General features: G+C 47.1%; 16 protein-coding genes and 1 rRNA gene. 14 read left to right on the forward strand and 3 right to left on the reverse strand.

Features of this window, described 5'->3' with window-relative positions:
* Window positions 1-81: 81 nt before the first annotated feature.
* Complete coding sequence (gene cysZ, locus BM607_RS14065; protein WP_006082150.1) at window positions 82-861, reverse strand: sulfate transporter CysZ; 780 nt, start codon at window positions 859-861, stop codon at window positions 82-84.
* A gap of 221 nt (window positions 862-1,082) precedes the next feature.
* On the opposite strand from cysZ, the gene BM607_RS14070 reads away from it, so the two are divergent.
* The 12 genes from BM607_RS14070 (at window position 1,083) to BM607_RS14125 (ending at window position 17,844) form a co-directional block, all read left to right on the forward strand.
* Complete coding sequence (locus BM607_RS14070) at window positions 1,083-4,499, forward strand: chromosome segregation protein SMC (RefSeq protein ID WP_071939712.1); 3,417 nt, start codon at window positions 1,083-1,085, stop codon at window positions 4,497-4,499.
* Window positions 4,500-4,522: 23 nt separating this feature from the next.
* Window positions 4,523-5,593, forward strand: coding sequence for a cell division protein ZipA (zipA, locus tag BM607_RS14075; RefSeq protein ID WP_071939519.1), 1,071 nt, complete (start codon window positions 4,523-4,525; stop codon window positions 5,591-5,593).
* A gap of 103 nt (window positions 5,594-5,696) precedes the next feature.
* Window positions 5,697-7,754, forward strand: a complete 2,058-nt coding sequence (ligA, locus tag BM607_RS14080) for an NAD-dependent DNA ligase LigA (protein ID WP_071939518.1) — start codon at window positions 5,697-5,699, stop codon at window positions 7,752-7,754.
* A gap of 228 nt (window positions 7,755-7,982) precedes the next feature.
* Complete coding sequence (locus tag BM607_RS14085) at window positions 7,983-8,480, forward strand: DUF2919 domain-containing protein (RefSeq protein ID WP_083548606.1); 498 nt, start codon at window positions 7,983-7,985, stop codon at window positions 8,478-8,480.
* A 225-nt stretch (window positions 8,481-8,705) separates the two neighbouring features.
* Window positions 8,706-9,911 (forward strand): HD-GYP domain-containing protein, encoded by a 1,206-nt coding sequence (locus BM607_RS14090; protein WP_071939516.1) that lies wholly within the window; start codon window positions 8,706-8,708, stop codon window positions 9,909-9,911.
* A 56-nt stretch (window positions 9,912-9,967) separates the two neighbouring features.
* Window positions 9,968-10,831 carry an SDR family oxidoreductase gene (locus BM607_RS14095; protein ID WP_071939515.1) on the forward strand — a complete coding sequence of 288 codons (864 nt, stop codon included), beginning with the start codon at window positions 9,968-9,970 and terminating at the stop codon, window positions 10,829-10,831.
* 122 nt (window positions 10,832-10,953) lie between these two features.
* Window positions 10,954-11,574, forward strand: coding sequence for a thiol:disulfide interchange protein DsbA/DsbL (locus BM607_RS14100; protein WP_071939514.1), 621 nt, complete (start codon window positions 10,954-10,956; stop codon window positions 11,572-11,574).
* Window positions 11,575-12,215: 641 nt separating this feature from the next.
* The gene (locus BM607_RS14105) at window positions 12,216-12,482 is read left to right on the forward strand and encodes a DUF4212 domain-containing protein (RefSeq protein WP_006082142.1); all 267 of its coding nucleotides are present in this window, start codon (window positions 12,216-12,218) and stop codon (window positions 12,480-12,482) included.
* 11 nt (window positions 12,483-12,493) lie between these two features.
* Window positions 12,494-14,230: a sodium:solute symporter family protein gene (locus BM607_RS14110; protein WP_012587389.1), complete on the forward strand. Its 1,737-nt coding sequence runs from the start codon at window positions 12,494-12,496 to the stop codon at window positions 14,228-14,230.
* A 215-nt stretch (window positions 14,231-14,445) separates the two neighbouring features.
* Window positions 14,446-16,293, forward strand: a complete 1,848-nt coding sequence (locus BM607_RS14115) for a DUF294 nucleotidyltransferase-like domain-containing protein (protein WP_071939513.1) — start codon at window positions 14,446-14,448, stop codon at window positions 16,291-16,293.
* A gap of 1 nt (window position 16,294) precedes the next feature.
* The gene (locus BM607_RS14120) at window positions 16,295-16,981 is read left to right on the forward strand and encodes an exonuclease domain-containing protein (RefSeq protein ID WP_006085386.1); all 687 of its coding nucleotides are present in this window, start codon (window positions 16,295-16,297) and stop codon (window positions 16,979-16,981) included.
* Between the two features lie 266 nt (window positions 16,982-17,247).
* Complete coding sequence (locus tag BM607_RS14125; protein WP_071939512.1) at window positions 17,248-17,844, forward strand: lecithin retinol acyltransferase family protein; 597 nt, start codon at window positions 17,248-17,250, stop codon at window positions 17,842-17,844.
* 87 nt (window positions 17,845-17,931) lie between these two features.
* Here BM607_RS14125 and BM607_RS14130 read toward each other — a convergent pair whose 3' ends face one another.
* Both BM607_RS14130 and BM607_RS14135 read right to left on the reverse strand, forming a co-directional pair.
* Window positions 17,932-18,999, reverse strand: a complete 1,068-nt coding sequence (locus BM607_RS14130; protein WP_006082137.1) for a ketoacyl-ACP synthase III — start codon at window positions 18,997-18,999, stop codon at window positions 17,932-17,934.
* A 91-nt stretch (window positions 19,000-19,090) separates the two neighbouring features.
* Window positions 19,091-19,762: a GntR family transcriptional regulator gene (locus BM607_RS14135; protein WP_006082136.1), complete on the reverse strand. Its 672-nt coding sequence runs from the start codon at window positions 19,760-19,762 to the stop codon at window positions 19,091-19,093.
* A 468-nt stretch (window positions 19,763-20,230) separates the two neighbouring features.
* Here BM607_RS14135 and gmhB point away from each other — a divergent pair, with 468 nt between their 5' ends.
* Both gmhB and BM607_RS14145 read left to right on the forward strand, forming a co-directional pair.
* Complete coding sequence (gene gmhB, locus BM607_RS14140; RefSeq protein WP_071939511.1) at window positions 20,231-20,779, forward strand: D-glycero-beta-D-manno-heptose 1,7-bisphosphate 7-phosphatase; 549 nt, start codon at window positions 20,231-20,233, stop codon at window positions 20,777-20,779.
* Window positions 20,780-21,374: 595 nt separating this feature from the next.
* Window positions 21,375-21,440: ribosomal RNA gene (locus tag BM607_RS14145) — 16S ribosomal RNA — on the forward strand; the annotation flags it as partial.

Raw genomic sequence — 21,440 nt, forward strand, 5'->3', positions numbered from 1 at the left:
CAGCCTCAATTGAGGCTGTTTTTATGTTGCAGGAATCAATATCAAACCCACATCATTTTAGATAAGTATTTGTATCGTTAATTATTCTGGTGCGATTGCATGATTGCGGTAGGCTTCACGATACTTGTCGACCCACATCGCCGTTGCGCCACAAATCGCCACAGGCATTACGATAAAGTTGACGATAGGGATCATCGAAAACAGCGTCACAGTGGCGCCAAAGCTAAAACTGGTGCCACGGGTTTGATTCAAGGCAAAGCGCATATCCTTAAAACTGACCTTATGGTTATCGAAGGGATAATCGCAGTACTGAATTGCCATCATCCAAGCGCTGAACAGGAACCATAAGATTGGCGCCAGCGTTTGGCCCACCATAGGCACTAAAAACAGCAATAAAAACACCAATGCGCGGGGCAGATAGTACTTAAGTTTGATCCACTCACGCCCAAGGATACGCGGTAAGTCTTTGATTAAATCTATGCCAGTACCGGTATTCAGCGGCTTGCCAGTTAATAGCTGCTCGACTTTTTCAGCCAACAGACCATTAAAGGGTGCTGCGAGCCAGTTCATCACCGAGCTAAACACAAAGGCGAGCATCACCAGCATAGTGGTGACTGCGAGCGGCCAAAGTAAAAAGTTTAACCAGCTTAAGTAGTCAGGCAGCTGGGCGTTCATCCAAGTGAACATGGCGTCCAACTGGCCTATGGCCACATAAATGACGCCTGCAAACAGCAGCAGGTTGATCATCAAGGGAATAAATACGAAAGTGCGCAGGCCTTTACGTGTAATTAAACCAAAGCCATCGAGAAAATAATTAACGCCGCTTTTGGCTGGGAAGGGCAAGGTTTTCTTCTGTGTCATATCGTCTTTCCAAAAAGTTGGGCTACAGCTTGAGAGACAGCCTGATATAAAGATAACTGCGATTGTGATCAACTCATGGGCAGATGACAAGCTAAAAGCCGCATGAATTCAATAAAAAGCGTTACAAAATGCTGCCTGCTTTGTTAAAGTTGCCAGCAGAATGCATTTGCACCACTGGGCTCATTTTCGGGCCAGACTTCAGAGACGCGCTAACTGGCACCATGAGATTAAAACAGATAAAACTTGCCGGCTTTAAGTCGTTTGTCGATCCCACTAAAATTCCTTTTTTACAGGCATTAACCGCCATTATTGGCCCAAATGGCTGCGGTAAATCGAATGTGATCGATGCCGTGCGTTGGGTATTGGGTGAAAGTTCGGCGAAACATCTGCGCGGTGATTCGATGGCCGACGTGATCTTTAACGGCTCAAGCGCACGAAAACCTGTGTCTGTGGCGGGTGTTGAACTTATTTTTGAAAATAAAGATGGTCGCCTCGCGGGTCAGTATGCCAGTTACGAAGAAATCGCCGTTAAGCGTCAGGTGAGCCGAGACGGTGAGTCTTGGTATTTTCTCAATGGCCAAAAGTGTCGCCGTAAAGACATTACCGACTTGTTTATGGGCACAGGCCTTGGTCCGCGCAGCTACGCCATTATTGAGCAAGGCACGATTTCTCGCCTTATCGAATCTAAACCCCAAGACTTGCGCACTTTTATTGAAGAAGCCGCAGGGATTTCTCGCTATAAAGAACGCCGCCGCGAAACCGAAAATCGTATCCGCCATACCCGCGAAAACCTCGAGCGTTTAGGCGATATTCGCAGTGAACTCGGCAAACAGTTAGATAAACTGGCGCAGCAGGCCAAGGCCGCGAAGCAATATCGCGAGCTTAAACAGGCCGAGCGCAAGACCCATGCTGAACTCCTCGTGATGCGCTATCAAGAGTTGCAAGATCAGATGGCGAGTCTGTCTGAGCAAATCCGCGCCATCGAAGTGCAGCAAGCGGCGGCGCAGTCGCTGGCGCAAACCGATGAATTACAAACCACTGAACTGCAAGTGCAACTCGCTCAATTAGCGGAGCAAGAACAACGCGCGGTCGAAGCCTATTATCTGACGGGCACCGACATCGCTAAGTTAGAACAACAGTTACAGAATCAAAAGCAGCGTGATGCCCAGCTTGAAACCCAGTTGGCACAAGTGAAAGAGCAAATCCTGCAAAACACCGATAAGCTCAACGGCTATAAAGCGAGTCTTAGCGCGTTAGAACTTGAGCTTGCCAAGCTTGGGCCGCAGCATGATGAACAGCAAGAAATCATGGATGAGCTGCAATCCCAATGGGAAATGAGCATAGAGCGCAGCCAGCAGCAGGCTGAAGTTGCGCGTCAACAGGCCGTGGATGTTTCGCAGCATAAATTACAGCTTGAACTGCGCCGCAGTCAGTTAGCGCATCAGCAGCAATTATTACAGCATAAACAGCAGCAAAGCAGTGAGCAGCAAGCGCAGCTCGTCGCTTTAGTGAACAGCGATCTCGCCTCAAACATCACGCCACTGCAACAAGAAATAGCGTCTCTTGCAGACGCCACTAGGCTACAAACCGAGATTAATCATCAGCAAGAACAAATGGTTAGCGCAAGCACGCAAGCTTTGGATGACGCCCGCCATAGCACAGAGCACATTCAGCAGCAATTAACCGCGACCAAAGCGCGCCATGAGCTGGTTGAACAGTGGTTGACTAAGCAGGAGCAGCAAAGTGATAAACCGCAGTTATGGCAGAGTCTAACCGTTGACAATGGTTGGGAAACCGCGGCCGAACTCGCCCTCAATGGCTTGTTGACCTTGCCCGTTGGCGTCACTGAAACCGAAATGGGGTTTCAAGCTTTAGCGTCGCAATCCACCCAGAGTGAGTATTTACAGGCTGAGGTGAATCTTGCCCCTTGGTTAGCGGGGCTTAAGTGGGCAAAAGATATTCACGCCGCAAAACAGCTACTGCGGCAGTTAAAGACCGATGAGCGGATAGTCACCGCCGACGGGTATCTCCTCGGGCAAGGTTTTTTAATCACTAAGACAGAGGGCGCTCAGTCACTGGTACAGCTCAGCAAAGAGCAAGCCCAGTTAGCGCAAAACATCCTTGATTTGCAGCAATCCTTGCACCTACAGCAAGATAAGATGACTGAACTTGCGGCTACCTTGCAGCAGCAAAGACAACAATTGACTGCTGGCGCGCAAAAATTGCATCAATTACAGTTGGATAAAGCGACGAAGTCGATGCAGCTCAGTGGCTTAACTGAGCAAGTAAAGGCACGCGCTGAGCAGCAGAGCAAACTTGAAGCGGCATTAAGCGCGAGCTTGCTTGACATTGAACGCTTGAGCGAGCAATTCGAATTATTGGCAGAGCAAGAAACAGAGCTTGATGATGCGTTGCAGGCGAGTCTAGATATTCAGCGGCAACTCACGCAAGACACGCAGGCCGATAGCGTGCGCCATCAAGCTTTGAAAGCGCGTATTACTGAGGTTGAACGTCAGTTATCGACTACAGCTTCTGCCTTACAAGCTGTAACGATGCGCATGGCCGTCAGTACCGAACAAATTGAATTACAGCAAGTGCGTGTCAATGAACTTATCCACACCCGTGAGTTAGTGTTAGCTGAACTTGCCAAAGTCGCCCAATTGAGTGGCGTACAAAATAGTGTGCAGCTGACTGAGCAGTTAACGCAGTTATTGCAGCAACAACATGAGCAACAACAGGGCTTAAAAAACGTCCGTCAGCAGCAAAGTGGGCTCACTGAGACATTAAACAGTATAGGAATAAAGCAAAAACAAGAGCTTGGTAAGCTTGAGGGCTTGACTCAAAGCCTGAGCACGTTAAAGTTACGTCGTGAAGGAATAAAAGGCCAAGCCAATAGTCAGCTGGAAGCCTTACAGGAACAGCAAATTGTTCTGTCTGAAATCCTTGGAAACTTGCCCGCGGAGGGCATGCCTGACAAGTGGCAGAGTGATTTAGATCAAATACGGCAGAAAATTGTTCGCTTAGGCGCGATTAACCTGGCGGCTATCGAAGAATTTGAACAGCAAAGTGAGCGAAAATCCTATCTTGATCATCAAGATGACGATTTAAATAAGGGACTGGCGACCTTAGAGGAAGCGATCCGTAAGATAGACAAAGAAACCCGAAGCCGCTTTAAGACGACATTTGACTCAGTCAATGAAGATCTCGGACGCTTATTTCCGAAGGTGTTTGGTGGCGGTCGAGCTTACTTAGCGTTAACGGACGATGATTTACTGGAAACTGGCGTCACTATCATGGCGCAGCCGCCAGGTAAGAAGAACAGCACAATCCATCTTCTTTCGGGTGGTGAAAAAGCCTTAACCGCTTTATCATTGGTATTCGCAATTTTTAGGCTGAATCCTGCTCCCTTCTGTATGCTAGACGAAGTGGATGCGCCATTAGACGATGCCAACGTAGAACGTTTCTGTCGATTACTGAAAGAAATGTCACAGAGCGTACAGTTTATTTATATCAGCCATAACAAAATAACCATGGAAATGGCTGATCAACTTATAGGCGTGACTATGCACGAGCCCGGTGTGTCTCGTATAGTCGCGGTAGACATAGAGCAAGCGGTGGCGATGGCTGACGCTGGATAACTAGAACAAAGACAGGGTAACCAATGGAAGATTTGCAACTAGTATTGTTTGTTTTAGGCGCCATAGCCATAGTTGCTGTGCTGGTGCATGGATTTTGGTCTATCAGAAGACAACAACCTAAGTCATTGAAAGATAGCCCAATGGGCAATTTTTATAAGAAACAGGCCGAGAAAGGTGAGTCGAGCCCTAAGCGAATTGATGCCGAAGGATTTGATGCCGACGGTATTGGTGCTGTGCGAGTGCGTAAAGCTGGCGAACTTGCGCCTAACAACGAGACTCCCGCGGCCAATCCTTATTTGAAGCAGGAAGTGAAGCTAGAGACTAAGTCGCAAGAATTGACATCGCCAGAATTTAAAGCAGAACTTAAACAAGGGCTTAAACCAGAGCTCAAAGTAGAAGCGAAATACGAACCTATTCCAGCTCAGCCAGATTTTAGCTTGCAGCCACCTGTTGCAAAAGAGCAACACCGTGGTCCTAAAGTCTCGCGCCAAGAGCCCGTCTTGGGCACGCAAGTACCGCAAATGGGTCAATCCCATGCTGCTATTGTGGCGCAAAAAGCCGCAGAGCAAGAACAGGCGCTACGTGCCGCGCCGCAGCAAAGCGCCTTGTTTGAAGAAAATGAACATCAAGCAGACCATCAAGAAGAGGTGTGTGTCGAACAAGCCGCTGAAGATGAATTAGGTGAGCCACGCGACGTGCTGGTTTTACATGTGGTCGCAAAAGATGGCCAACAGCTGAACGGCGCCGAACTGCTACCTTGTTTCTTAACCTTGAATTTTAAATATGGCGATATGAACATTTTTCATCGTCATGTGGATAACGCGGGCAATGGTAAAGTCTTGTTCTCTATTGCTAATATGCTAAAACCTGGCGTGTTTGATCCGGACAACATGGAGCAGTTCAGTACTCAAGGTGTGGTGTTTTTTATGACTTTACCTTGCTACGGCGATGCCTTAATGAACTTCTCGATTATGCTTAACTCAGCGCGCCAACTTGCGGACGATATCGATGCCGTAGTGCTCGACGGTCAACGTCTGCCTTGGGGTGAGTTTACTAAGCAAGATTATTTACACCGCATTCGCGCTAACGCTTAGCCGACGCCGCAATTTGGCGGTTTATATATTGATGAGGCCGCTAATTGCGGCCTCATTTTTTGTGATCTACTTTTTGTGATCTAAAGCATTCTGGATAAAGAATATGCAAGACATTCAACTCGATACACTTCTGTCTGAAGACGTTACCCCAGAAAACGCATTGCAGGTGATGCAGGCGCTCAGCGAATCACTGAACGAGCACAACATTCGTTACTATGTGGATGATGCGCCGAGCATTACCGATTCTGAGTACGACAGGTTGATGCAGCGTTTACTCAAGCTTGAGGCGTTATATCCCCATTTGATTGTGGCTGATTCACCAACACAAAGGGTGGGCGGATTGGCGCTCGCCAAGTTTGATCAGATCACTCATCTTAAGCCTATGTTAAGTCTGGATAACGCCTTCGATGAAGCGGATTTCAGTGCTTTCCACAAACGTGTCACCGATAAAGTCGGTGAGGTGAGTTTTTGCTGCGAGCCTAAACTCGATGGTCTTGCCGTGAGTATCTTGTATCGCCATGGCGTGCTTGAGCGCGCTGCGACCCGCGGCGATGGTGCAGTGGGTGAAGACATCACTGAAAACGTTAAAACCATTAAATCGATACCGCTTAAATTACGCGGTAATAATTTTCCTGAACTCGTTGAAGTGCGCGGCGAAGCCTTTATGCCGAAAGCCGCCTTTGAGGCGCTGAACGACAGGGCGCGCGCCAAGGATGAAAAACTCTTTGTTAATCCCCGTAACGCTGCAGCCGGTAGCTTGCGACAACTTGACAGTAAAATTACCGCCGCCCGCTCATTGGCTTTTTATGCCTATGCGCTAGGGGTTGTTGAGCCGGATTCCCATCCGTTAGCTAAAACCCATTTCGAGCAGTTACAGCAGCTTAAATCGTGGGGCTTACCCGTTAGTAGCGAAATCAAAGTCTGCGCTGAATTAAGCCAAGTCTATGACTACTATAAAGACATTCTTACTCGTCGCAGCGATTTAGCCTTTGAAATCGATGGCGTCGTGATGAAAGTTAACGACATTGACCAGCAGCAACGTTTAGGTTTTGTGGCTAAATCTCCCCGCTGGGCGATTGCCTATAAATTCCCTGCACAGGAAGAAATGACTCTGCTCGAAGGGGTTGATTTCCAAGTGGGCCGCACCGGCGCAGTGACGCCAGTGGCGCGCTTAAAGCCAGTGTTTGTTGGTGGCGTGACGGTATCGAATGCGACGCTGCACAATGCCGATGAAATTGCCCGTTTAGGCATTAAAGTCGGTGACACTGTGATCATCCGTCGCGCTGGCGATGTGATCCCACAAATTGTTGCCATAGTGCCAGAAAGACGTCCTGAAACGGCGACTGACATTGTATTTCCGCATAATTGCCCTGTATGTGGCAGTTTAGTCGAGCGTCTTGAAGGTGAGGCTGTAGCGCGCTGTAGCGGTGGTTTATTTTGTGAAGCGCAGCGTAAAGAAGCGATTAAGCATTTCGCATCCCGCAAGGCTTTAGATATTGATGGCATGGGCGATAAAGTCGTCGAGCAATTGATTGATAAAGAACTCGTCCAAAGTCCTGCGGATCTGTTTAAGCTCACCGCCTCTATGATGACTATGCTCGACCGCATGGGGATGAAGTCGGCAACCAATTTAGCGGCGGCGATTGAAGCGGCCAAAACCACAACACTTGCGCGTTTCTTATATGCCTTGGGCATTCGCGAAGTAGGCGAGGCGACAGCGGCAAACCTTGCGGCGCACTTTGCCAGTTTAGATGCGCTGCGGGTGGCAACTGTGGAGCAGTTAACTGAAGTGGAAGATGTTGGCGCCGTGGTGGCCCAGCATGTGGCGCACTTTTTTGCTCAGCCGCATAACCTTGAGGTTATCGATGCCTTAATCGCTGCTGGTGTGCATTGGCCCGCCATTGAGGCGCCAAGTGCAGATGCACAGCCGCTTAAAGGCCAAACCTGGGTATTGACCGGGACCTTAAATCAGCTCAATCGTAATGATGCTAAAGCGCAGCTGCAGGCACTGGGTGCAAAAGTTGCTGGCAGTGTGTCGAAAAATACCGATTGCTTAGTGGCAGGTGAGGCGGCAGGTTCAAAACTCGCTAAAGCGCAGGAGCTTGGCGTTAAAGTGATGGATGAGGATGAGTTATTGGCACTCCTCGCCGCGAACGCTTGATTGCTGTGGGCTGAAATAGGCCGTCTGCTTTGGTCTGACGTTTCGCATTTACAGTTAAAAAACCACTGAATAGAGAGTCTTAAATAGCGCCTTGCCCAAGGCGCTATTTTTATTTGCCGCAGCAAAAATGACGACATGGAAAGATAGTCTGCTTTGGCTATTGAATTAGCCGCGATTGGCACCATCTCCTTGATATGCTGTTTTAGATTTTGCTAATTGGAAACCTATTTGAATTTCAGTCACATCACTTGGCTCGATGATAAAGGCCATATTAAACCGCCGATCTTTTTATACGCACTCTTGGCTTATCTTGCGCGCGGTTGGTGCATTTTTATCGCCTCGCTGACCCAGATGGGTGACCGTTCAGAGTTAGTGCGGATTTTTTACCCTGAAAAGTCAGATTTTTTGCTAGCACTCGGGGCGGGACTTGGCGCGGTTTTGATTTATCTTGTGGTGATTGCCGAACGTCGCCGTTCGCCTCAATGGTTAAGACCTATTTTTGTGCATTTGAAATGGGGTCTGTGGTTGCTGCTGATGATTGATGGTGTCTTGCTGGGGCAGCGGCTGAACCATGGCCAATTCCTATTCCATTGGAGCCTGGCTTTAGACGCGTTAGTCTTGTTCTGGTCGGGCATTTATCTCATTAAATCGAAGCGACTCAGTTATTATCTCCGTGACTGGCCAAAAGAAGATCCAAAAATAGAACAAAAAGAGCTTCAGCCTTAAGCTCCTATCCTATTGTTATTTAATCCCTTTATTTAACACTGAGGCGCAGGGCACAAATTAATGTGTCTTATGCCTCAGTTTGATAAGGATTTTTCATTTGTACTCTGCATCGAACGCTTTGAATCATCTATAGTTATATGTACTTAGCTTGAATGTGCCCTGTTGGATACGCAGATGAGGTCATCTGTTTATGTCCTGCATCACATTTGAAAGGAGTCATACTGCGTGGCAAAAGTACCTCAAAAAAAATTATCACTATCAGAAATTCAACTTGGCATGAGAGTCAAGTTGCCCTTGTCATGGACGAATCACCCCTTTTTATTTAACCGCGTTGATATCAGCAGTGCCGCTCAAATCGAAATGATCCGTGGCTTAGGCGTCCCCTATGTGTTTTTGTTATCGGAATCGAATGCCGAACTGGATATTGTTGAAGAAGACGATGACATTGAAGACGAGATAGCAGTCGAACCCGAACGGGATCTCAAGGCCGATACCCGTAAGGCAATGCGTTTGAGTCAGAAGCGTTTTCTAATGAATGTGAATAACTCCCGTAATGTGTTTGGTAAAATAGTCAGCGATCCTGAAGGCGCCTATCGATTATCGGCGGCACTGGTCGAAGACTTGCTAAGCCATTTGCAGGAAGTTGAAACACCGTTCCTTACCCTGGTTGGGATGGATGAGAAAGATGTGAGTGTGACCCAACATGGCGTCTCTGTGGCTGTGTTGGCAATGATGATAGGTCATGCACTGGATTTAACCCCAAGAGAGTTGCGTGATATCGCTCTTGGCAGTTTGCTGCATGATATCGGTAAGCTTAAAGTGCCCGATGTCATCCGCCGAAAGCGTGGCGCGCTGACGACACACGAAGCCAGCTATTTGCAAATGCATCCTAATTTTGGTTTTGACATGCTGAATCGGTCGGGATTATTCCCTAAAGAGGTGTTGAATGTCATTTTGCATCACCATGAATTTGTTGATGGTTCAGGGTTTCCTGATGGATTGACGGGGCATAAGATCCCAATCATTACGCAGATCGTGAGTTTAGCAAATGATTACGATCAGCAGCTCAGTGGTCAGCAAGTGACATCTCCTCAAGTGGCATTAGGTTATTTGTTTAAAAACCGTGCGAGTAAACATTCAGAGTCACTGATTTCTGTGTTAGTTAAAATTCTTGGCATTTATCCTCCTGGAACTATAGTAAAGCTCTCCGATGACAGCATTGCGAAAGTGATCATGACCACCAAAGAAGTGAGTCAGCCCCAAGTCTGGGCTTGCAAAGTGGACGGGAGTGACGCATCGCTGCGTTTCTTAAGTGATGAAGGCGTGACAGTGCAAAAAGCCATCAAAGCGGAAGAATTGTCCGAGGGCGCTATTCGTACCTTGCAAGTCGATAAAGGGGTTAGTTTTTATTTTAGTTCGCTACAAACTTGAATCTTATGCGCTAAGTTCCGTATTCTATCCGCTGATATGATTCCCTTAGGGCTAATATGGCGAATGTAAAAGCAGAAAATGGCGCAGTAAAATCCAGTGTTGCCTTGGTCGGTTGTGGATGGTTTGGTTTTGCTTTAGCAAAGCAGCTTGTTCATGAGGGCTATAGAGTCACAGGCTGTAAGCGCAGCGCCGACGAATTATCGGCATTAACTGAGGTTGGGATTGAAGCCTATCCGTTGCAATTGGGCAGCGAAGCACCATCAACCCCCGATGCTCATGCATTAAGCGGTTTATTTCAAACCGATTATCTAGTGGTCAATATTCCTCCCCGATTAAAGCGCGGTAACGCCGCGTATCTTGAAGAACTGCAACAACTCATCGCATTAACCCAAGGCTGGCAATATCAGCAGATAGTGTTTATCAGCACAACGGGTGTGTATCCGTCCCAAAATAAAGTGATGACCGAAGCCGATGCCTTGGCAGAATCTAGCGACAGCCAAGTGCTATTAGATGCAGAAGCTTTATTTCAAGCCTTGCCCCATGTCTGTATTGTCCGCTTTGCTGGACTCGTAGGCCCCAAACGCCATCCTGGACGTTTCCTTGCCGGAAAAACCGATGTCAGTGGCGCCAATGTGGCAGTGAATTTAGTCCACTTAAGTGATTGTGTCAGCGCGGTAAGTCGGATTCTCGCGGCAACGGGTTCAGGTTTATCTGTGGCACCGATTTATAATCTTTGCGCGCCGACACACCCCACTAAAGCTGAGTTTTATCACGCCGCCGCCGAGTCCCTTGGTTTAGTCGCACCCGAATTTAATCAACAATCCATGCCGAGTAAAGTCATCCAAGGTGACGCAATTGTCACAGATTTAGGCTTTCGATATCAGTATGCTTCTCCGCTGGATATGCTAGCGGCATGTTGAGAAAGGTTAATTATTGTTAAAGGTAAAAGCCGAACTTTTAGGTTATCTTTGGGTTCCAAGTTTTGCTTGAGCGAATGTGTCATCCTTATTTAAACCAATGACGAATAAAAAGAGACAATATAATGAGCGTGTTTAATCGAGTTCGACCTATAGCCGCATTGGCGTGCGGATTAATGCTGAGTGCCAGCTTTGCACTGCAGGCCGCAAGTTTCGAAGAAGGCAAAGATTACGTCACAGTGGCGGGGATTACCGAAGCGCAAAAGCCAGTGCTGCGAGAGTTTTTCTCCTATAACTGCCCACATTGCTATAAGCAAGAACCGCTTATGGACTTGACAGTGCAACTGCTCGGCAAAGACGTGGCTTTTGAGCGTACCCCTGTGGGCGCCGGCCGTCCTGCTTGGGAGCTGAGTCAGCTTGCCTACTATGTGGCGCAAAAATTAAAGATGATTAAGCAAACCCATGGCGCTATTTTCAAGCAAATCCATGAGAAAGGTGAGCAATTTACAGCACCTGAACAGGTTAAAGCCTTCTTTGTCGCCCAAGGCGCTAAGGTGGATGATGTCGATGCCGCAATGAATTCCGTCGATGCCAAATTCACCCTAATGAATTATGACTCTCAAGCTGAGCTTGCAGGGATCAAGGGCGTACCCTCATTACTGGTGAATGGCCGTTATATGCTGACGTCGACCGCGCACACGCCAGAAGAGTTGGCGGCATTAGTTAAGTTTTTAGCCGCGAAGTAACCGCGTTTAATAAATGGAGACTAGACTCATCGCGGCTAACGAATAAGCGCCTTGCGAGCCGCATTGGGAAACTTATCCCGCTATTCGCTAATCTAGCGTTAATAACCCAGTCTAGGCTGGGTTATTTTTTGCCTGAAATTGAAAAAGCAATTGTGAATCAATCTACGCGATGACTATTAAGTGACATGCTGAAATGAAACGGCTTTGCTACCAGCCTAGCGCGACTTGGATGAGTGATTTAAATTGCCTATTGATTGAAGAACGAATGCTGATATCTCATCAATCCTCGGCACTGAAAATCCTAAATCAAGTGACGTGCCGTCAGTCTAAAGTCACCTTTAAGGTTGTTTAAAATTCCTAATTTTTCCAGCTCAGACAACACGTTATTCCTATTTCTTGCTTGTTTTCCCGCCTTATCTACCTAAATCCCACTCATTCTTGTTCGACATTGGTCTAACCTGTTGAAAAAGTTGAAACTGTATCTAAATGTAAAATCATTGTTAACTCGTTGAATTTATTTCTATTCACTATTTATGGACAGTGTTTTGAATCACGAGTTAGACGAAAGTCGTGATTGTGCTCACACCAGCTGTTGCTAGATTAAACAAGACTTAAAATTAAAACAGCACAGGGGAGTCACTATGGGTTTTGAAAACAATGATAAGGCAAAAGGTTATTGGCGCGAGAATATTCGTCTCGTTCTGAGCTTATTAGCCATTTGGGCGGCAGTCTCTTTTGGATGCGGCATTTTATTGGTTGATGTACTCAATGAAGTCCATTTCATGGGATTCAAATTAGGTTTCTGGTTTGCACAGCAGGGATCTATGTATGTATTCGTTGCGCTTATTTTTGTCTATGCGGCAAAAGCCAACGCCTTAGATAAAAAATATAACGTACAAGAAGACTAAGGAGCTTTGAGATGGATGTTCAAACACTAACGTATATTATCGTAGGGCTCTCGTTTGCGCTCTACATTGGGATTGCAATCTGGACTCGAGCGGGTTCAACCAAAGAATTCTATGTTGCAGGTGGCGGTGTTCACCCTGTTGTTAACGGTATGGCGACGGCGGCGGACTGGATGTCGGCGGCGTCGTTTATTTCATTAGCGGGTATTGTGTCTTTCGTCGGTTACGACGGTAGCGTGTACTTAATGGGCTGGACGGGCGGTTACGTATTGTTGGCTCTGTGTATGGCGCCGTATTTACGTAAGTTTGGTAAGTTCACTGTGCCAGATTTCGTTGGTGAGCGTTATTACTCACAGGCCGCACGCACAGTGGCGGTTATCTGTGCCATCTTTATCTGTTTTACTTACATTGCAGGGCAAATGCGCGGTGTGGGCGTGGTCTTTTCGCGTTTCTTAGAAGTGGAAGTCGACACGGGCGTATATATCGGTATGGCGGTCGTGTTCTTCTACGCCGTACTCGGTGGTATGAAAGGGATTACTTACACTCAGGTTGCTCAGTACTGTGTATTGATTTTCGCATTCATGGTGCCAGCCATATTTTTATCTGTGATGATGACAGGCCACATTATTCCACAAGTGGGTTTCGGTGCTGAATTGCTCGATGCCGCCGGTAATAATAGTGGTGTTTACTTGCTTGAAAAACTCAACAATGTGTCAACTGAACTTGGCTTTGCCCCTTACACCGACGGTTCTAAGAGCATGATTGATGTGTTCTGTATTACTGGCGCGTTAATGATGGGTACTGCGGGTTTACCCCACGTTATCGTGCGTTTCTTCACTGTACCTAAAGTGAAAGATGCGCGTATCTCTGCGGGTTGGGCATTAGTGTTCATCGGTATCATGTATACCACAGTGCCTGCGTTGTCAGCGTTCTCTCGCGTAAACATGATTGAAACCATTAACGGTGCTGATTCGCAAGGTGTGGCCTATGAGTCTGCGCCGCAGTGGATTAAAAACTGGGAAAAAACCGGTTTGATCAAGTGGAACGACAAAAACGGCGACGGCAAACTTTATTACGCAGCTGGTAAGATGGAAGATCCTGCTAGTAAAAACGAAATGAAGATCGATAACGACATCATAGTATTAGCTACGCCAGAAATTGCCAACTTGCCAGCTTGGGTTATCGCCTTGGTTGCAGCGGGTGGTTTAGCGGCGGCCTTGTCGACTTCTGCGGGTTTGTTGTTGGTGATTTCAACCTCAGTCTCACACGATTTACTCAAGAAAAACTTGATGCCAGATATCTCCGATAAAAAAGAGCTGATGTTTGCTCGTTTGGCGGCGGGTGTGGGCATTGTGATTGCGGGTTACTTTGGGGTGAACCCACCAGGCTTTGTGGCTGCGGTGGTGGCGTTCGCCTTCGGGTTAGCCGCATCATCACTGTTCCCTGCGATCATCATGGGTATCTTCTCTAAGACAATGAACAAAGAAGGCGCGATTGCCGGTATGTTAACGGGTCTACTGTTTACTGCTAGCTATATCATCTACTTCAAGTTTGTTGACCCAACGGGTAACGTTGCCGCTAACTGGTTCCTTGGTATTTCACCTGAAGGTATCGGTATGGTGGGCATGTTAGTGAACTTCGGTGTGGCAGCGTTAGTGAGTCGTGTGACTACGGCAACGCCATTACATGTTCAGGAGATGGTCGAATCGATTCGTTTCCCTAAAGGTTCGGGTGAAGCGAGCGGTCACTAAGCTCATCGCTTAATCATTGCATCAACACAAGAGAGCGCTTCGGCGCTCTTTTTTATTGCGCATTTGGAAAGTATTTTGCCCTGTAGTTGAATGAGTCTATTGAGGAATTAACGGGAGCATCCTATGACTGACTTTAGTCGAATGTAGCGCAGCGACAATGCAGGCTATAGTGATGACATATAAGTAAAAGTTTCGCCTAACAGAAGGTGTTGCCTATGAATGCCAGTGAGTTACAACCCGTAGTGCAATTTCTACAAGTGCTAGTGCCTTTTGATACTCTGCCTGAAGATGTTGTGGTGCGCTGTGCTAAGGCCATCACTGTCGGGTATTACAGTAAAGCCTCTGGTTATGTCAATTTTGATGCTAACTCGCCCAAGTTGTATATGGTGCGTAGCGGCGCCTTTGAGGTGCGCGATCCTGAAGGTGTGCTGGTCGATAGAGTCGGCGAGGGAGAGTTTTTTGGTTTTTCGACCTTGTTATCGGGGGAGAAAGTCGTCAACAAGGTCGCTATTCTCGAAGACGGTTTGGTTTATCATTTGCCCCAAAGCTTGTTCGATAACCTTAGAAGCGAGAGCCGCAACTTCGATAAATTTTTTACCCGCGCATTTGCTAAACGTTTACGCCATGAGGCTCGCTTTAAGGCGAAAGATCTGACGACCACTAGCCGGATCAGCACGTTAATGTCATCCGCGCCTATTGTTATCGATGCCCACGCGAGCGTGACGCAGGCGGCACTCTTAATGCGAAACAGCCGAGTGTCATCCCTGTTGGTCACGGATAATCACAAGCTAGTTGGGATTTTAACCGATAAGGATTTGCGTAATCGGGTGTTAGCGGCGGGGCTCGACGGCCATATCGCAGTGCATCAAGCCATGACAGTTTCGCCTATCTCAATTTCATCCAATGCGTTGATTTTTGAAGCCATGTTGCTGATGAGTGAGCATAACATTCATCACTTACCCATTATCGACCAAGATAAAGCTATCGGCATGGTGACCAGTACTGACATCTTGCGCGGGCAGGGCTCGCAACCGCTGCTGTTGATTGGCGAGATTGAACGTCAGCAGGATCTTGCCAGTTTAATTAGCGTCAGTAAGCAAATTCCGCTGTTACTGCAAAATTTGATCAGTGCCGATGCCAGAGCCGAAGAAATTGGCCGAGTGTTAACCTCTGTCACCGATGCGCTGACACGGCGGCTAATCGTGCTCAATCAACAATTGCTCGGTGAGCCGCCCATGGCTTTTTGCTGGTTGGCGTTTGGATCGCAGGGACGCCAAGATCAAGCGGCGTGTTCAGATCAAGATAATGGTCTGTTAGTCGCAGAAGAAATGGATGACTTTGCCAAAGGTTATTTCGATGCCTTAACTCATGCGGTATGTGCTGGACTTGACCAATGCGGTTATGAGTTTTGCCCCGGCAACATCATGGCGCAAAACCCTCAGTGGCGGATGTCACTTAAACAGTGGCAACAGGTATTTGAAAAGTGGGTGATAACGCCAGAACCTAAAGCTTTATTGAACGCCAGTATTTTTTTCGATATGCGATCGGTTTACGGTCCACACAATTTGTTTGATGCGCTGCAAGACAAAGTCTTGGCGCAAACCCGTGATAACGATATTTTCCTTGCGGGGATGACGGGCAACTCATTGGTCGAGTCGCCACCGCTGGGCTTTTTCCGCAAATTTGTCCTCGAACGTGATGGCAGCGAAGTCAAAGGCATAGATTTGAAGCATAAGGGCAATGCTTTAATCAACGACATTGCCCGCGTTTATGCCCTGTCGGCAGGGATTAAAGAAGTGAATACTGCGAAACGTATCCGTGCCTTGATGGACGCAAACATTCTCAATCGTAAAGATGCGCTTAATCTTGCCGATGCCCACGAGTTTATCGCCCATATGCGGTTATCGAACCAAGGTTATCAGCATAATCTCGGGCTAGAGGTGAGTAACTATCTGCTACCCGCACATTTATCTTCGCTGGTCCGCCATCAGCTACGTGATGCCTTTAAAGTGGTGCATGAGGCGCAGGCGGGGATGAAGATGAAGTTCATGCGAAGTTTTTGATATGAATACACTGCTGCTGAAAACGAAACTTAATTGGCGGGCGCTACGTTGCCAACATCAGTTATTTAAGGGCTATTATCAATCGCTATTACCTCTGCTGGCGATGCCATTATCCGAAGCACCTTTAATGGCGATGGATTTAGAGATGACAGGTCTCAATCCGCAGCAAGATCAAATCCTCAGCATTGGCTTAGTGCCGATTGAGCGCGGCGAGATCCCTTTGGCGCGCGCCGAGCAAAAATTAGTGCAAATTCGCGGTAGTGTTGGCCAAAGCGCGACGATCCACGGGATCCTCGATAATCATCTGGTGCAGGCGGTAACGATTGAGGCAGCCATGGGCTGGTTTATCAATCAAACCTATGGTCGGGTGCTGGTCGCGCATCATGCTCCGCTAGATTGTCGCTTTCTGCAGCAGGATTTATTGGCCATTTATCATCAAGCCCTTGTCCTACCCGCCATTGATACACTCATGCTTGAAAGGCATCGTTTGCTACGGGAACACTCAGTGATTAAAGAGGGCAGTTTGCGCCTCGGCGCTTGCCGCGAACGTTACGGTTTACCCATTTATACCGCCCATAGTGCGTTGACCGATGCCTTAGCTTGCGGGGAATTATTATTGGCGCAAATGGCGGCCATGGGCGGGGCGGGGCAACTAACTGTGGCAGATTTATTGCGGCAATCGACTTAGCTGTTTCAGTTTTAACTCATTCTTTGTGGATGAGTTAATCGAGTTGGGGTGATGCTGTTTTACGCTGATTTAACTTTAATCTCACTCTGATTTCACTCTGATTTCACTCTGATTTCACTCTGATTTCATCTTAGGTTAATTACTGACAGGCTAGACTTGAAACCCAATCCTAAGCTTGACTTTAAAGCTTAAATTCAATGCCGCCAACTTGGCAATCCAACCAACTTGTACTTCACTCTAATAAACTGAGTGTGTAGGAGAACATGATGCCGTTACCTTTGCTTTGGATGGGCAGTGCCGTCATTGGCGCGGTTTTGTTGGCCGATGAGCGCGAGAAGCGTCAGCAACTTGAGCGCGACAGATTACTCGGTAAGGCCCCTAAGTATCCCGTCGCCAATCGCGCTATGGTGGCGGCGCCGAGTCAATGGCAAAAGGGATTAAAACAAGTTGCGCCAATCCCAGGCAGTATCGTCTGTTGTTATGTTTTTGGCGTAATTGAACATACTGGTATCTGGCTGGGTGACGATTGCTTAGTTGAGTTACACGGTTCAGGGTTGGTGCGGGCGGTGTCGGTAAAGCGTTTCTTGGCGGGGCGAACGGGCAGCCAAATCTATCTTGCCTGTAATCATCTGCATCAACCACTCATCGCCGATACAGTGTTGACCCGCGCCGAGCAGGCGATTTATCAATATCGTGAGTACGATTTATTTGACAATAACTGCCATCGATTTGTCTGGTCTTGTATTAGCCAAAGGGGCGAAGAGGTGGTTAAAGGTTTTAATGAGTTAAATCAAAAACTCGCCGAGTATTTTAATCAAGCTATCTATTGGGATGAGATGATCATTACCAAGCTGAATGAATAAGTTTTGTCGTCATAAACTAAAAAAGCCATCGATTAAGATGGCTTTTTGTCTTAGTAAAACAAGATATTATCGTTTTGCAGAAACCGTTTACGGCTTACAAAAATAATCCACAGCGCGTTTAACTAACTCTATGCCCGTTTTATCGCAAGGCGGTAACTCGGCATCACTGATATTGATAGGCGTCACGCGATCGCCCCATTGCAGCAAAAGTGCGGCAGAGGTTAAGCCCGCACCAAAGGCACAAGAGAGTATGGTTTGATTCGGCTTGATCACGCCTTGCTCTAACGCATCACAAATCGCAATTGGAATAGTTGCCGCCGAGGTATTGCCATAGTTGGCAATGTTAACGAAGGCTTTTTCTTTCGGAATTTTCATCCGACTGACTAAGGTATCGATAATGCGCTCGTTGGCTTGATGCGGGATCACTAGATCCACTTCATCTTTATCAACGCCACATTTTTCCAGCACTTTAGTGCTTAACTTGTTCATGCCGTTAATCGCGCGTTTGAAGATTTCTTGGCCATCGAATTCAATGAAGAAATCCAATGACTCGGCAGAGAATCTGTCCATCGCCGTGCCAAAGCCCGCTTTAAGAATGTCACGACCTTCAGGATCGTTATTCAGTTCATAACCAAGCACGCCACCGGCAACATCTGTTGCTTCAACGACAACGGCACCTGCGCCATCACCGAATAACACGGCAGTTTCGCGGCGTGACCAATCTAAATAGAAAGATAGACGCTCGGCACCAATCACCAATACTTTCTTGCTCTGACCACTCTTGATTTGTGAGCTGGCTAAACCTAAGCCATATAAGAAGCCACTGCAGGCTGCATTGATGTCGAACGCGGCACAACTGGCGCCAATATTAGCTTGTACAGTTGATGCGATATTCGGGATCAAAGTGTCTGGGCTGGCGCTAGCCAGAATGATCATGTCGATTTCACTGCCATCGATACCCGCAGCTGCGAGCGCGCGTTGTGCTGCAACTGAAGCGAGTTCAGAGGTGTTAACATGACTGATATGGCGCTGGCTGATGCCGGTGCGAGATTTAATCCATTCATCGGATGTCTCGATAAAGGTCGCAAGATCATCGTTGGTCAGAGTGGCTGGTGGAACACATTTGCCCCAACCTGTGATAGTGGCGTACTGCATGGTGGTTTCTCTCAAATAAAAAAGGCAGAACCTGAGCGCTGCCTTGAATCGACAACAAAGCTTATCGGCAACTCTAATGGCCGTCCGTGATCTAGACCACCTGTTTGGCGACAAGATCTCGAATTGTCATTGCGGCATGCAGAATATGATGACGCAGTAGCGCCGTCGCTTTTTCTGTTTCTCTCAGTTTGCAGTGGTTGAGCAAAGCTCTGTGCTCATGCTCTGCAGCAGGAATCCCCCCCGCGAGCAATAACTGCAAACGAATGTATCTATCACAATTAGTATTGAGGCCGTGAACAACCTCAAGGGTGTGTGGGCGATTAGCCGCCTGATATAAGCAAGTGTGAAATTGCGTATTCAACTCGCTCCAACTGGCAACGGCATCTTCATGTTTGAAGGCCGACTCCAATTGTTCGAGTACACGTTCTGCTTTTTCTAAATCAGCTTCTTGAAGCAGTGGGATCGCCTTAGCGAGCAGATCGGTTTCGATCATGGCACGTAATTCAAAAAGTTCGGTGACTTGCTCGACGGATAACACGGTCGCCGTTGCACCTTTATGAGGCTCAAACTTAACGAGTCCTTCGGCTTCGAGTTGCAATAAGGCTTCTCTCACCGGAATGCGGCTGACATTTAACGCTTCAGCCAACGCACTTTGTCTGAGTGGTTCTCCTGCGGCTATGTCACCTGAAAGAATTCTCTCTCTGAGCACTTCAACAACTAACTGGGTGCGGGTTTTGTGGACTATAGGCGTAGTTCGACTCATTATTTCCGTCTATTTCGGGTATTTTCTCGTTATCTGCCCAAGATTACCGTTAAAAACACCACAAATAAAGGGGAATGCTTGATTGAGTGGTGCATCTTAGGGATTAACAATGCCCAAACGGCGAGGGTTTTGATGATTTTAGCTCTCTCAATTATGTGCCTTTCTTGGAAACAATCTTTAATGCGACAGCCATCATTTTCCTAAGTGCGCTGTTTATCTACTGCCATGAAGTACTTCGACTAGTCGGTTGAGTCAGGTACAACTGTTAAATATGTTGCCCAAGGACTTTGATTTAACAGGATAAGATTTTTCATACATTGAGACTCTCGGGGCAAGGTGTTATCCGCATCTAGCGATAAGCATCACTAACGCTCAATTTAGCGCTAAAAGCACAACTTCGCGGTGCAATTTTTGATAATGAATGGAATAATAGCGCGATAACGCCTTAGGCGATTTTGGAGTATTACAGTGAGTCGAGCAGTATTTTTAGACCGTGATGGCGTGATTAACAAAGATCATGGTTATGTCCACTTAGTGGATGACTTCGAATATATCGAAGGTGTGTTTGAATCTTGCCTCTCTTTGAAGGAAATGGGCTACAAGTTAGTTGTCGTCACAAATCAATCTGGTATTGCCCGTGGTATGTATACAGAAGATCAATTCCACAGCTTAACGGAGTGGATGGATTGGAACTTTGCAGACAAAGGCGTTGAACTCGACGGTATCTACTATTGCCCGCACCATGGTGAAAATGGCATAGGGGAATATAAGGTCGACTGTGATTGCCGCAAACCTAAGCCGGGTATGCTCAATGATGCTGCGCAATTCCTGAAAATAGACTTAGCTCTCTCAGTCATGGTTGGCGACAAAGCCGAAGATATGCAGGCAGCGAAAGCGGCGGGCGTAACCACACGTATATTAGTGCGCAGTGGTAAGGTTATTGCTGATGACAGTGATGCCACCGTGGTACTGGACAGTATTGCCGATGTGCCGGCTTACTTAAAAAGCCTAGGCTAGTTGCTACGCTACTACTTATAAGCAGATAAACATTTGCTGATAAGTTCATCTCAAGCAGCAACTATCACAGTAACCAGTAGCGTGGGTTGTTGCTCTTGTTGAATGGAAGCTTGCGTTAAAAGTGATCTAACATGATAAGAGCTAACCAATAGGTTGGCTCTTGTCATTTCTAGCGCTGGGTTAACCTCATCTTTTGCCTTAATCCAGCACAAATTCGAGAATATTGGCGTTAAAACACACTTTTAGTTCAAAAAGTGTGCGCTTGAGTCGTTTTTCGCAATTATTCGCGTCAAAGGGGTTGCGGTAAAATCTGACATCCCTATAATGCGCATCCACTGACCCAGCGGGGTCAACGGTTAAACGCTGAATAAGCTGCTAACCATGCTCTTTAACAATTTATCAAGCAAATCTGTGTGGACACTCACAGGTGTTGAGTTAATCGAAACTGCTTAACCTTCGGGTTGGCAGTCAAAAATTTAAATCAATGTAACAATGAGTGTTCATAGCAATATGTACAGTTTGTTTCTTTTAGCGAGAAACAAAAAATCAGAATTCATTGAGCCGCTGAAGTCGCAAGACGGAAGCAACAAAACTTTAATTGAAGAGTTTGATCATGGCTCAGATTGAACGCTGGCGGCAGGCCTAACACATGCAAGTCGAG

The sequence above is a fragment of the Shewanella sp. SACH genome, from assembly GCF_001887095.2.
Taxonomy (GTDB): Bacteria; Pseudomonadota; Gammaproteobacteria; order Enterobacterales; family Shewanellaceae; genus Shewanella; species Shewanella baltica.